Annotated in this window: 12 protein-coding genes; 10 read left to right on the forward strand and 2 right to left on the reverse strand. The window is 61.9% G+C overall.

Annotated elements, in window-relative coordinates; translation table 11 throughout:
- Positions 1-10 precede the first annotated feature (10 nt).
- The gene (locus DYI42_RS04625; protein WP_213544752.1) at positions 11-1234 is read right to left on the reverse strand and encodes a CaiB/BaiF CoA transferase family protein; all 1224 of its coding nucleotides are present in this window, start codon (positions 1232-1234) and stop codon (positions 11-13) included.
- 132 nt (positions 1235-1366) lie between these two features.
- Between DYI42_RS04625 and DYI42_RS04630 the strand changes: the two genes are divergently transcribed.
- A complete protein-coding gene (locus DYI42_RS04630; RefSeq protein ID WP_213544753.1) occupies positions 1367-1837 on the forward strand; it encodes a MaoC family dehydratase in 471 nt (156 codons plus the stop codon).
- Between the two features lie 257 nt (positions 1838-2094).
- Here DYI42_RS04630 and DYI42_RS04635 read toward each other — a convergent pair whose 3' ends face one another.
- Positions 2095-3123, reverse strand: a complete 1029-nt coding sequence (locus DYI42_RS04635; protein WP_213544754.1) for a substrate-binding domain-containing protein — start codon at positions 3121-3123, stop codon at positions 2095-2097.
- 174 nt (positions 3124-3297) lie between these two features.
- Here DYI42_RS04635 and DYI42_RS04640 point away from each other — a divergent pair, with 174 nt between their 5' ends.
- The 9 genes from DYI42_RS04640 to DYI42_RS04680 all read left to right on the forward strand — a co-directional run bounded on the left by DYI42_RS04640 (position 3298) and on the right by DYI42_RS04680 (position 12690).
- Positions 3298-4338 (forward strand): sterol desaturase family protein, encoded by a 1041-nt coding sequence (locus DYI42_RS04640; RefSeq protein WP_213544755.1) that lies wholly within the window; start codon positions 3298-3300, stop codon positions 4336-4338.
- A gap of 85 nt (positions 4339-4423) precedes the next feature.
- Positions 4424-5392, forward strand: a complete 969-nt coding sequence (locus DYI42_RS04645) for a substrate-binding domain-containing protein (protein WP_213544756.1) — start codon at positions 4424-4426, stop codon at positions 5390-5392.
- An 81-nt stretch (positions 5393-5473) separates the two neighbouring features.
- Positions 5474-6502, forward strand: a complete 1029-nt coding sequence (locus DYI42_RS04650; protein ID WP_213544757.1) for an ABC transporter permease — start codon at positions 5474-5476, stop codon at positions 6500-6502.
- A 3-nt stretch (positions 6503-6505) separates the two neighbouring features.
- A complete protein-coding gene (locus DYI42_RS04655; protein WP_213544758.1) occupies positions 6506-7534 on the forward strand; it encodes an ABC transporter permease in 1029 nt (342 codons plus the stop codon).
- 47 nt (positions 7535-7581) lie between these two features.
- A complete protein-coding gene (locus DYI42_RS04660) occupies positions 7582-8535 on the forward strand; it encodes a substrate-binding domain-containing protein (protein ID WP_213544759.1) in 954 nt (317 codons plus the stop codon).
- 102 nt (positions 8536-8637) lie between these two features.
- On the forward strand, positions 8638-9741 hold the full coding sequence (locus DYI42_RS04665) for an ABC transporter permease (RefSeq protein ID WP_213544760.1): 1104 nt from the start codon (positions 8638-8640) through the stop codon (positions 9739-9741).
- 11 nt (positions 9742-9752) lie between these two features.
- Positions 9753-10577 carry an ATP-binding cassette domain-containing protein gene (locus DYI42_RS04670; protein WP_213544761.1) on the forward strand — a complete coding sequence of 275 codons (825 nt, stop codon included), beginning with the start codon at positions 9753-9755 and terminating at the stop codon, positions 10575-10577.
- Positions 10578-10732: 155 nt separating this feature from the next.
- Positions 10733-11734, forward strand: coding sequence for a Gfo/Idh/MocA family oxidoreductase (locus tag DYI42_RS04675; RefSeq protein WP_213544762.1), 1002 nt, complete (start codon positions 10733-10735; stop codon positions 11732-11734).
- Entirely contained in the window at positions 11731-12690 is a 960-nt protein-coding gene (locus DYI42_RS04680) for a sugar phosphate isomerase/epimerase family protein (RefSeq protein ID WP_213544763.1), read from the forward strand. The genes DYI42_RS04675 and DYI42_RS04680 overlap by 4 nt, the downstream gene beginning before the upstream one ends.
- The last annotated feature ends 1 nt before the right edge of the window (position 12691 follow it).

A 12691-nucleotide genomic window follows, 5' to 3' on the forward strand; every position in this document is an offset into this window, starting at 1 on the left:
CTCGGGCCTCCTATTTCACCGCGCCCGCAGCGCGGACCGCGGCCAGGTCATCCAGGCCGAGGCCCAGCTCGCGCAGAACCTCGTCGGTATGCTCGCCATGGAGCGGCGGGTGGCGGCCGTCGTCTGCCGTGGTCTTTGAGAAGCGCACCGGGTTGCCGACGTAGCGCACGCGACCCGCATTCGGGTGATCGAGCGCTTTCAGGAGCTCGCGCTCCTTCACCTGCTCCAAGGCAAAGACATCCTCGAAACTGTTCAGCGGTCCGGCCGGGATGCCGATGGCCTCCAGCTCGGCATAGCAGCTGTCGGCCTGCTTTTCGGAAAGCTTGGCGGCAATCATTGGCACCAGAGTATCGGCGTGGGTGACACGCGCGAGGTTGGTGGCGAAGCGCGGGTCAGTCGCTACGCCATCGAGGCCAAGGTATTCGCAGAAGCGGGAGAACTGGGGATCGTTGCCGATGGCGATCATGATCGGTCGGTCGGCGCAGTCGAAGGCCTGCCAAGGGCAGGTGATCTGCGAGGCCGTGCCGTTGCGGCGCGGCAGCCTGCCCGAAGAGAGGTAGTTCATTGCCATGTGCGAGGCGGCGTGGATCTGCGTGTCGAGCAGGGCGATGTCGATGAACTGGCCCTCGCCCGAAACCGCGTCGCGGTGGTTGAGCGCGGCGAGAATGGCAGAGACGGCATATTGTCCTGCGGTGATGTCGGAGATCGAATAGCCCACCAGCGCCGGCCCGGCACCCGGTTGGCCATCGTCGGTGCCGGTCATGCTGAGCAGGCCGGACATGGCCTGGAAGATCGGGTCGTAGCCCGGCAGATGCGCCATCGGCCCGGTTTGGCCGAAGCCCGTGATCGAACAGTAGATGAGGCGGGGGTTGATCTCGGCCACCGCGGCATAGTCGAGGCCGAAGCGGGCGAGGGTTCCGGTCTTGAAGTTTTCGATCAACACGTCTGCCTCGGCGATGAGCCGCTTCGCCAGCGCCTGCCCCTCGGGGTGCTTGAGGTCGAGCGCGACCGAGCGCTTGCCCCGGTTCATCGCCAGAAAGGAGGAGGTCTCGCCCGTGGGTTCGCCGTCTGCTCCCAGATGCGGCACGCCCATGCGGCGCACATCGTCGCCGCCTTTCACATGCTCCACCTTGATCACTTCGGCACCAAAATCCGCCAGCATCTGCGCGGCCCAGGGCCCGGCGAAGACGCGGCTGAAATCGAGTACCTTGATATGACCCAGAGTCCCGGCCATCAGCAGCCTCCTTTCCGCTTTCGTCCCCTTTACCTGCGCCGAGTCGGGGCGGTTGCGCAAGCTTAAAATTGTAATTATAATTTATTCACTCATTACCCGCTGACCGGCGGCGCACAGGGGAGGAAACCGGGCATGGTCACAGTCGAAACCGCGATGGATCTGGAGCCGCACACGGGCAAGCCGCTCGGCGCGACGGAGTGGATGGAGATCACCCAGGCGCAGATTGATGCCTTCGCCGAGCTCACCGGCGATGACCACTGGATCCACATCGACGTGGACCGCGCCGCCCGCGAGCAGCCGGGCGGCAAGACGATAGCTCATGGCCTCTTCCTGCTCTCTCTTATCCCACGCCTGCAACGCCAGTTATTCAGGATCGAGCGGCGGGGCGCCGGATTGAACTACGGCTATGACCGTGTGCGCTTCACCGCGCCGGTGCCGGCGGACAGCCACGTCCGCTTGGTCCAGACGGTCGCCGCCGCGACCCGGCGCGGGCAGGGAACGCAGTTGGCGCTAACCTCGACCATCGAAATCAAGGGCAGCGAACGCCCGGCCCTGGTCGCGGAGGGCTTGCTCCTGATCGAGGATGAGCAGCTTTCGGAGTGAGCCTTCGCCGCGGGTCCAGATGATGACGTGTTTAGCTTGCGAACCGACAGCTCGTGGAATCTCGCTATTATGTCGAGGCGTCTAGTCTGCCGGCCATTGATCGGCGTCTGAACATACCCGATACGTTCGGGTCCAAGTTACACTTGAAATACACCGTGTCGTTTTCGACGGACCTGGTTTGTTCTGCAACGCAGACGCTTCTGCGCCACCTGGCTTGTGAAGTTTGAGCAATCGGAAGTGTGCACGGCGACAGGGTCTTAAACGTTTTCCGGAGTATAGATTTCAAAACTCAAGGCGACGCGTTGTGCTCCGCCATCGGCACCGGACTGTTTTGCCTTAATCATGGTCGAAATGGTCTCGGTCGCGAGTGTCTGCATCGGATGGGAGATGACCATGCTGAGCGTGCCGTCGATAAGCGCTGAGCGGGTGGCATCGAACAGTTCATATCCGACCGCGACGAAGTCCCTGCGATGGGGCATGTCACGCAATGCCGCGATGGCGCCGGTGATCCCGCCGCCAGATATGAACAGCCCGCACAGGTCTGGATGCTCTTTGAGCAGGCCTTCGACCAGCTCGCGCGCGGCGGCAGCGGATTCGTAGGTGGCGACGGGTTCGAGCAAAGTGAAGGTGCGGTCGTGTTCGCGGAAATACGAGCGGAACCCGCTCTCGTTCATTTCCTGGTTCCGGTAGCGGTGGTTGCCATGAAGGATGCCGATCTCGCCCGGTTGCTTGACGATGTTGACAAAAGCCCATGCGGCGGTGCGCCCGACCTTCCAGTTATCCAACCCGACAAAGCTGACATTGCCCGAGGCGGACAGCGGCGCGATGATGGCGGTGACGGGCACGCCGCGCGCCATGACAGTATCGATGGCATCGGCGACCAGGGGATGTTGGGCGGCGACCAATGCGATCGAGTCCACCTTTTCGGACAAGGCCGCCAGTTGGGCGGCGACCTTGTCGGGGGACAGGTCGTCCATGTAGCTCAGTGTCAGCTCGACCGAGCACCCGGCCTGCGCCGAGGCCGCCTGCCGCAGGGCCGAGCCGAGGTTGTTGTAGAAGGTGCGTCCCTCCTGCTGCAGAAGGATCCCCAGACGGTGGGTCTGCTGCCCGGCGCGCACGGAATGCTGGATCGTGCCCAGCCCGTAAAAGCCGATTTCCTCGGCGGCAGACATCACCCGTTCGCGTGTCGGCTGCCGGACTGAGTCGGGTTGGTTCAAGACACGGTTTACTGTTGACACGGAGACACCCGCCGCTTCGGCCAGATCCGGGATCGTTGGTCGCTTCATCGGGTGACCTCGTTTCATTTCGTATCAAAATGCAGCGTCGATGACTTAAAATGATACGAAAGATGCTGCTGAATTTGGGATAGCTTGATTTGATCTGGATCAATCTGTCAAGGAAATCTGCGTCGCGGTGACACCAATTCAGGTCCGGTCGCCGCCTCTGGGAGGGATGCAGATATGGACGACCTGCAATACGGCACACGCGACAAGCGCGGCAACTGGGCGCCCAACAAGTCGCTTCAGATCGCACCGTTCTGGCAAGGGCGCTGGGGCAAGATGGGCCATTTCTTGGTTGAATATCTGTGGCCATGGAACGCCTTTCACATGGCGGTCACGCTGATCTACTGGTTCCTGATCATCCAGCCTAACATCGCCGACTTCGCGACGTGGTCGTGGAAGTGGGTCGCGATCCTTTATGCGATCAACGCGGGCGGCATCTTCGTGATGTATGGCTCGGTCGAGGTGTTCTACTACGTCAAGCGCATCCAGGGCACGCGGTTCAAGTACAACGCTAAGTTCCCATCCGAGAACCCGTCTGACGTGTTCTGGTTCAAATCCCAGAACCTCGACAACTTCCTGCGCAGCTTCTTCATGTCGATCCCGCTGTGGACGCTGATCCAGGTGTTCTTCTTCTGGTGCTACGCCAATGGCTACCATGCCTTTGCGTGGCTGGGCTGGGACCAACACTGGCTGTGGCTGGTCGTGCTGACGCTGCTGGTGCCCGCGATCCACGAGGTCCACTTCTTCTGCATTCACTGGCTTATCCACCAGCAGCCGCTTTACAAATGGATCCACTCAATTCACCACAACTCCATCAACCCGAGCCCGTGGTCGTCCATGTCCATGCACCCGGTCGAAGGCTTCTTCTTCTTCTCGGAGATGCTGTGGCACCTGTTGATCCCGTCCAACCCAATCGTGGCGCTGTTCCAGCTGAATTCGACCGCCTATGGCGCGATCAACGGGCATATCGGCTTCGAGAAGCTCGAATTCGACGGCGAAGCGGGCAGCAAGGCGATGAACAGCCACGCCTACGCCCACTACCTGCATCACAAGTATTTCGAGGTGAACTACGGCGGTGAGGGGCTTGTCCCGCTCGATAAATGGTTCGGCACCTGGCACGACGGCTCCAAGGATGCCGACGAGCAGATGAAGGCCCGTTTCCGCGCCAAGAAGGATCGTCTGAAGGCCAAACAGGCCAAGGCGACACCGGCGGAATAAGCGGATCGGTCCGCGAGGAGGCGGGCCGAATGACCCCAAGCGTTATCATTAGCCGCAACGCGCGGCACATCGGGAGGAGACCCACATGAAACTGACCAAAATCCTTGCCACTGCAGCCGTCATGGCACTGGGCGCAGGCATGGCAGATGCCGAAGGCGCAAACATTTTTGTCATCGGCGGCAAGCCCGACGATCCCTTCTGGTCGATCGTCAAGCGCGGTGCCGAGGATGCCGGCATCGTCGTCGAAGCACAGGGCGGCAAGGTCACCTGGCTTGGCCCGCAGAACTACGACAACCTCGGTGTCGACGCGGCAGAGCTGATCCGTCAGGCCATCGACCAGGGCGCAACCGGTGTTGTCGGCCCGAACTGGGTGCCGGAGGCGATGGATCCGGCCTTCCAGTCGGTTGTCGATGCGGGCATCCCGCTGGTCATCTACAACGCTGGTGGCATCGAGGCTGCAGACCGCCTGGGCGCGCTGAACTATGTCGGCGCGGTTGACTATCTGGCCGGTGTCGCGGGCGGCGAATGGCTGGGCAATAACGGAGCAACCAATGGTCTTTGTGTGAACTCGCTGCCGGGCGCCGCGAACATCGAAGACTACTGCAACGGTTTTGCCGAGGGCATGGAAAACGCGGGCCAGAGCGCCTCGACCATGCCGCTCCCGGCGACCGCGCAGGGTAATGTGACCGCCGTGGCGCAGGCGGTGCGCGCGCATTTGCTGCAGAACCCCGACATCGACGCTGTGTTTGCCACCGCGAACCTCGACGCTGTCGGCATCGTGCAGGGCATCCAGCAGGCGGGCAAAGCCGGTCAAGTGCAGGTCTGCGGTATCAACTTCGACGAAGCAATCCTGAACCAGATTTCGCAGGGCCAGCAAAGCTGTGCCATCGACCAGCAGGGTTATCAGCAGGGCTTCTATGCCGTGTCGATCCTGAACGGCCACATCAACTATGGCCTGTCGATCCCGACGCGCGAAATCCTGACCGGTCCGGGCGTTGTCGATGCCTCGAACATCGAGGCGACGATGGCCGGTGCTTCGCAGGGCACACGCTGACCGATCCAGAGACCGGGCCGCGCGCACACCTGCGCGGCCCGATGCATGCGGGACCCAGCTTGACGCGAGGACCTTGGGGCCATGGCTTCTGAAACGACCAATACCAGCGATCTGGCCGACACCCTCGGCAAGCTGATCCGACGCCCCGAATTCGGCACGCTGATCGGCACGGTCGTGGTCTACATTTTCTTCGCCTCGCTTGGCGGCGCGGTCTTCCTGGGCGCACCGGGCTGGTCCGCCTTCCTGACGATGGCGGCCGAGGTTGGCATCATCGCCCTGCCTGTCGGCCTGCTGATGATCGCCGGTGAACTGGACATTTCGGTGGGCGCAGTCGTTCCGGCAGCGGCGCTGACCACGGCGTTGGTCTCTGGCCACTACGACATGCCCACATGGTACGGCGTTTTCGCCGGGCTGGCGGTGGGGGTTTGCGTCGGCTTCGTCAACGGCCAGCTGGTCACCCGCACCTCGATCCCGTCGCTGATCATCACCATCGGCACGATGTTTGGCACCATGGGCCTGACGCTGGGCTTCACGGTCATGATTGCCGGATCGACCGGGGTCTTCATGACGCCGGACCCCTCGGCCAAGGCGCTGCTGGGCTCCTCCATCAACTTCATGTTCCGCGCCACGATCTTTTGGTGGCTGGGCTTTGCCGGGCTGATTTATTTCTTCCTGCACGTTTCACCCTGGGGGAACTGGATCTTCGCCCTTGGCGGTGACCGCGAAAGCGCGCGCAACGCGGGTATCCCCGTCGCCCGCACCACCATCGGCCTCTATATGCTGAGCGGGTTTGCTGCGGCCTTCGTCGGTGTCAGCCAGGTTCTGACCTTTGGCAGTGCGCAGGTCGCAGCGGGGCAGGCGTTCATCTTCAACTCGATCATGTGCGTGGTTATCGGCGGGGTGCTGCTGACCGGAGGGGCAGGGTCGGTGATCGGCATCGTGCTGGGCACGTTGACCTTTGCAATCGTGAACCAAGGCATCTTCTTTTCCGGGATCGATCCGAACTACGGCTCGATCATAATCGGCGCGCTGCTGCTGATCGCTGTGATGTCGAATGACAGCTTCCGCAATCTGGCGCTGTCCTATGCAACCAAGAAAAAGGCGGGCTGAGCCATGCGGGATGCATTCGGAAACTTCCTCCGCCAGCCCGGTGCGGGAGCTGTTCTCAGCCTTGTCGGCATCCTGCTGTTTTTCGTGGTCTTCGGCGGGGTCGATCTTGTGGCCCTGATGGGCGCGGCCAGCTGGGTGAACTTCGCCGCCAATATGGGCATTGTGGCCATACCGGTGGGCCTCTTGATGATCGCTGGCGAGTTGGACATTTCCATCGGCGCGATGATCCCGGCGGGGTCGATGACCGTCGCCATCGTGTCGGGCCATTACGAGCTGCCGATCATGTTTGGCATGATCGCAGCGCTGGGGCTTGGCGTGATTGTCGGCACCATCAACGGCATGCTGACAATCCGTACCACGGTGCCCTCGCTGATCATCACGCTGGGCACGCTAGTGGCGATGCAGGGCATTGTCCTGACCGCCTCCAAGCTGCTGACCGGCGCGGCGAGCGTTGCCGTGACAGCGCCCAGCTGGGCCAAGTTCGCCTTCGGCAGCCTGCTGGGCGCGAGCCATCAGGTCATCATCATCTGGTGGATCATCACGGCGGTCGTGTTCTGGTTTGTCGTGCACAAGCAACGCTTTGGCAACTGGCTGTTCGCCATGGGCGGCGACCGTGACAGCGCGCGCAATGCCGGTATCCCGGTGGACCGTATGACCATCACGCTTTTCATCCTCTCCGCCACCGCCGCGACGTTCGTCGGCATGTGCCAGGCGATCCTCTTCAACTCCGCGCAGGTGTCAGGCGGCATGGGGATCATCTTCAACGTGATCGTTAGCGTCGTCGTCGGCGGCACGCTTCTGACCGGCGGCTTCGGGTCGGTGATCGGCATCTTTGTCGGCACGCTGACCTTCGCAGTGGTCAACCAGGGCATCTATTTCACCGAGATCGACCGCAACTGGTCGAACCTGATCATTGGCGCAACGTTGCTGATTGCTGTCGCCATGAATGAAAGCTTCCGTTCGTTGGCACTCTCGATGGTCACACGAAAGAAGACCCCGGCCCCTGCGGTGCAAGCCGCTGCCCGGCCTTAACCAATGTCGAACCGTCGAGGAGACGGATTAATGAGGAGGAGACCGACATGAATTTGACCAAGACGCTGACAACCGCGGCCATCGCGGCACTGATGGCCACCGGCGCGGTGGCGCAGGATATCGCCGTGATCGCCGGTTCGGTCGAAGATGCCTTCATGGACAAGATCAAGAAGGGCGTTGATGACGCGACCCACATGGTCGAGGCCAACGGCGGCACCGTGCAGTACCTACGCACCCAGAACTACGAGAACTTCGGCCCCGATCTTGTGACCCTGATCAATCAGGCTGTCGCACAGGGCGTCGACGGCATCGCCATCCCGGTCTGGGTGCCCGATGCGCAGATCCCCGCGCTTCAGGCCGCTGCCGAGCAGGGCATCAAGATCATGCAGTACAACTCCGGTCTGCCGGTGAAGGACGACATCAGCGCCATCAACTACTTCGGCTCCGACGAGTACGAGGCGGGCTTTGGCGGCGGCAAGTATCTCGCCGAGCAGGGTGCCAAGCACATCCTCTGCCACATTCAGGTGCCCGGCGCGATCAACCTCGAAGAGCGCTGCAAGGGCGTGACCGATGGTGCCACCGAAGCCGGGGCCAAGGTGACCGTGCTCAGCACCCCCGCCAACCTCGATGGCGACGTGACCGGCACTGCCGAGGCGCTGAAGGCCGAGTTCATCGGTGACGACACCATCGATGCGATGGTCTCCTGCGCCGACTTCGGTGCCGCCGCAGGGGCGAACGCGGTGGAGCAGACCGGCCTCGACATCATGGTCTCGGCCTTCGACTTCTCGCCCGCCTCGCTGGAGCGCATCTCCGCCGGCACCCAGAAGATGGCCATCGACCAACAGCCCTACCTTCAGGGCTTCCTGGCCACCTCGATGCTCTTCGCCAACCTGAAGTTTGGCACCGAGATCTCTACCGATCCGGTCCTGACCGGTCCGGCGATCATCGACGCCTCCAACGTCGACGCGGTGAAGGCTGGCGCAGAACTGGGCGCCCGCTGATCTGACCCAACCCGCTCCCGGCCGATCGATCCGGCCGGGGGCAACACTCACCCGCGCGGCAGCACCCGCGCCAGAGCAAGCCACCCTGGGGGAGCCATCAAAATGGCGGACGCAACCAACACCGAAAGCAAGAGCACCGGGCCCGACACAGCGTCGACGTCCGGCGGCGGCTTATCGCTTCTCAGCCTGTTCCGGCGCCCCGACGCGGGCGCGGCAGCGGGCTTCATCCTGATCTTCCTGTTCTTCGCCTGGTTCGGCTGGGACAAGAACTTCCTCACCCCGCTCGGCTCCTCGACCTGGCTCAACTTCGCCTCCAAGGTCGGCATCATCGCCATCCCGATCGGCTTCCTTATGATCGCAGGCGAGCTCGATATCTCCATCGGCGCGCTCATTCCCGCAGGCGGCATCGTGCTCGCCATGTCCACCGAGACCTTCGGGCTCAACATCTGGCTCGGGGTGCTCATCAGCTTCGCCGTCGCCGGGGCCATCGGCTGGATGAACGGCATGCTGGTGACCCGCACCAACGTGCCCTCGCTCATCGTCACCCTGGCCACGCTCTTCGTGATCGCGGGTCTCAACGCCTACATCTCCAAACAGATCGCCGGCACCACCCAGCACAGCCTGCCCGATGCGGGCGTGGTCTCCGAGTTCCTGATGGGCGACTATCATACGCTGAAGATCGGCTCCGAAGACAGCGCCTTCACCATCTTCCAGAGCCTGCAAAGCTCCTTCTTCATCTGGATCGCGGTTGCTGTGGGCTGTTTCTTCGTGCTGCATGTCAGCCCGTGGGGGAACTGGATCTTTGCCATGGGTGGTGACCAGGAAGCCGCGCGCAATGCGGGTATCCCGACCAACCGCCTGAAGATCGCGCTGTTCATGCTGTCGGCCATGGCGGCTGCGCTTGTCGGCATGACCGAGGCTGTTCTGGCCAACACCGCCAGTACAACGACGCAATTCGGCATGATCTTCAACACCATTATCTGTGTCGTCGTCGGCGGGGTTCTGTTGACCGGGGGCTTTGGCACGGTGACTGGCGTGGTCTTTGGCACGCTGACCTTTGGCATCGTGTTCCAGGGGATAAACTTCACTGCCTTCGACAAGGACCTGAATATGCTCTTCATCGGGGCGCTGCTGTTGGTGGCAGTTCTGATGAACGACACCTTCCGTAACCTGGCGACCAGCGCGTCGACCACCAAGAAAAAGTGAGGGCTTGAACGATGTCCGACAAAACCCCAGTTCTCGAAATGCGCAAGGTCGACAAGAGCTTTGGCCCGATCGATGTGCTTCACGAAATCAGCCTGAAGGTCAACGAAGGCGAAGTGCTCTGCCTGCTCGGCGACAACGGTGCCGGCAAATCGACGCTGATCAAGACGATGTCCGGCGTGCACCAGCCCACCCGGGGCGAGATGCTGATGGATGGCAAGCCAGTCAGTTTCAATCGCCCACGTGAAGCGCAGGATATGGGCATCGCGACGGTGCACCAGTTCGGCGGGACCTATCCGCTGATGTCCGTGGGGCGCAACTTCTTTGCCGGGAACGAGCCCACCAAAGGTGTTGGCCCTTTCAAGGTCTTCGACCGCCAAAAGGCCAACCGCATCGCCGTGGATGAGGTCCAGAAGATGGGTATCACCCGCATCACCGATGGCGACCGTCTGGTCGGCGGCCTGTCGGGGGGCGAGCGTCAATCGCTGGCCATTGCCCGTGCTGTGTATTTCGGCGCACGCGTGCTGATCCTTGACGAACCGACCGCTGCTTTGGGTGTGAAACAGGCCGCCCACGTTCTGCGCATCGTGAACGAGGCCAAGAGGCGCGGGTTGGCGGTGATCTTCATCACCCACCAGGTCATGCACGCGATGGCCGTGGGCGACCACTTTGCGGTTCTGATACGTGGCGCCATCGCCGCCGACTTCCGCAAGGGCGAAAAGACCCGCGAAGAGATTGCCGACCTGATGGCGGGCGGTGAATCCATGGCCGATCTCGAAGCGAATATCGAAGGCTACATGGAAACCCATGACGGCCACGTGCCGGAACCGGCGCATTGAGCACGCAGCCGGAACCGGCCCACTGAAACACCCGTCCCGGGCTTGACCCGGGAGCTCTACCGCAATCCTCCCAGAGGCTCCGGATCAAGCCCGGGGCGCGATGAGAGGAAGTTGACCACCGCGCACATCTGCGCTTTCGGGAAAGACCTTGTAGAATGACCCTTCGAATTGCCGTCATCGGCGCAGGCCTCATGGGCGCCGATCATGCCCGTATCGTCGCCGAGGACCTGCCCGGCGCACACCTTCAGGTGGTTTGCGACATGGACGGCGCCCGCGCCAAATCCATCGCCGACCAATATGGCGCGGACTCTGCCACTGATCCCGAAGCGACCATCGCACGCAATGACGTTGACGCCGTGATTGTTGCATCTCCTGATTTCACACACGCGCCCCTGAGCCTTGCCTGTATCAAAGCAGGCAAGAAAGTGATGTGCGAAAAGCCCTTGTCGCAGTCCTCGCCCGAATGCCTAGAGGTGATGAAGGCCGAAGAGGCCGCAGGCGAGAAATTCATCATGCTGGGTTTCATGCGCCGCTATGACCCGGCCTACCTGCAGATGCGCGCCGCACTCAAGTCGGGAAAGATCGGCCGCGCGCTGATGCTGCACAACTGGCACCGCAACGTCGCAACACCTGCCGCCGATTTCACTGGCGCCATGGCGATCACCAACTCTGCCCCGCATGAATTTGACGTCATGCGCTACCTGCTGGACACCGAGGTGACGTCCATTGCTGCATCGCAGCCGAAACGCTCTGACACGCTGGTGGCCCCCGTCGTCATGGTCTTGACGACTGCCGATGATCAGATCGTCACCGTCGAGGTCAACAACAACGCCGCCTATGGCTATGACGTCAAGGCAGAGCTGGTGGGGGAGACCGGCACGATCTCGACCAACCATGTCAGCTATACCCGCATGGATCAGGACGCCGCAAAGTCGCTGGGCCACGACCCCGACTGGCGCGACCGTTATGCCGAGGCTTATCGCCAACAGAACCGCGCCTTTGTGAACTGGGCGCAGGGCGGCGACTACCCCGAAATCGCTTCGTCGGCATGGGACGGCTACGCTGCTGCCGTGATCGCCGAGGCCGGTGCGCGGGCACTGGCCGACGGCTCGCGCGAAGACATCACCCTCATCTCCAAGCCGGAGTTCTACCAATGAAGCTGGGTTTCGTATCCGATAGCCTCGGTGGCATGTCCTTTGCCGAAATGATGGACAACGCGCAGCGCATGGGCGTCAGCGGTATCGAGGTCAACACCTGTGGCTGGTCGACTGCCCCGCATTGCCGCATGGACGATCTGCTCGGCAATGGGTCCGCTCAGAAGGCGTTCATGGACGAATTCGACCGACGAGGGCTGGAGATTATCTCCTTCAACGCCAACGGCAACCCGCTGCACCCGACCGATCCCAAGCAGGGCGAGGATCTGAAAAAGACCATTCGCCTGGCCGGTGAAATGGGCGTCAAGAAAGTCTGCACCATGTCGGGCCTGCCCGCAGGCTCGGCAAATGACGTGATGCCGAACTGGGTTGTCAGCAGCTGGCCGCCGGAAACGCAGATCATGCTCAAATACCAGTGGGAAGAAAAGCTGATCCCGTTCTGGACCGAGATCGTTGCGCTCTGCAAAGAGCACGGCGTCGAGCAGATCGCGCTTGAACTGCACGGCAACCAGTGCGTCTACAACGTGCCCTCACTGTTCAAACTACGCGAGGCTGTTGGCCCGGTGATTGGCGCGAACCTCGACCCAAGTCACCTGTTCTGGATGGGCGCCGATCCCCTGATCGCTGCCGAGGTACTGGGCGAAGCCGTGTATCACGTCCATGCCAAGGACACCTTCCTGAACGCACCCAAGCAGGCGACTACGTCTCTTCTGGAAAATGGCTCGCTCATGGATATCCCGGCGCGCTCGTGGTCCTACATCACGCTGGGCTTTGGCCATGGCGAGGAATGGTGGCGGCAGTTCTGCTATCGGCTCAAGATGGGCGGTTACGACGGCTGGCTGTCGATCGAACACGAGGATGTGCTGCTGAACTCGCTCGAAGGCCTGGAGAAATCCGTGGACCTGCTGAAGGGCGTGATGCCGTCTGCCCCTGCCGATTTCAAACCGCAGGAGATCTGAT

It is taken from the genome of Vannielia litorea (genome assembly GCF_018424695.1).
In the GTDB taxonomy this organism is placed as follows: Bacteria; Pseudomonadota; Alphaproteobacteria; order Rhodobacterales; family Rhodobacteraceae; genus Vannielia; species Vannielia litorea_A.

Coding starts and splice junctions, on each gene's coding strand:
- DYI42_RS04675 (WP_213544762.1), top strand. CDS start 10,733: ATGACCCTTCGAATTGCCGTCATCGGCGCAGGCCTCATGGGCGCCGAT.
- DYI42_RS04655 (WP_213544758.1), top strand. CDS start 6,506: ATGCGGGATGCATTCGGAAACTTCCTCCGCCAGCCCGGTGCGGGAGCT.
- DYI42_RS04625 (WP_213544752.1), bottom strand. CDS start 1,234: ATGGCCGGGACTCTGGGTCATATCAAGGTACTCGATTTCAGCCGCGTC.
- DYI42_RS04660 (WP_213544759.1), top strand. CDS start 7,582: ATGAATTTGACCAAGACGCTGACAACCGCGGCCATCGCGGCACTGATG.
- DYI42_RS04635 (WP_213544754.1), bottom strand. CDS start 3,123: ATGAAGCGACCAACGATCCCGGATCTGGCCGAAGCGGCGGGTGTCTCC.
- DYI42_RS04645 (WP_213544756.1), top strand. CDS start 4,424: ATGAAACTGACCAAAATCCTTGCCACTGCAGCCGTCATGGCACTGGGC.
- DYI42_RS04630 (WP_213544753.1), top strand. CDS start 1,367: ATGGTCACAGTCGAAACCGCGATGGATCTGGAGCCGCACACGGGCAAG.
- DYI42_RS04640 (WP_213544755.1), top strand. CDS start 3,298: ATGGACGACCTGCAATACGGCACACGCGACAAGCGCGGCAACTGGGCG.
- DYI42_RS04650 (WP_213544757.1), top strand. CDS start 5,474: ATGGCTTCTGAAACGACCAATACCAGCGATCTGGCCGACACCCTCGGC.
- DYI42_RS04680 (WP_213544763.1), top strand. CDS start 11,731: ATGAAGCTGGGTTTCGTATCCGATAGCCTCGGTGGCATGTCCTTTGCC.
- DYI42_RS04665 (WP_213544760.1), top strand. CDS start 8,638: ATGGCGGACGCAACCAACACCGAAAGCAAGAGCACCGGGCCCGACACA.
- DYI42_RS04670 (WP_213544761.1), top strand. CDS start 9,753: ATGTCCGACAAAACCCCAGTTCTCGAAATGCGCAAGGTCGACAAGAGC.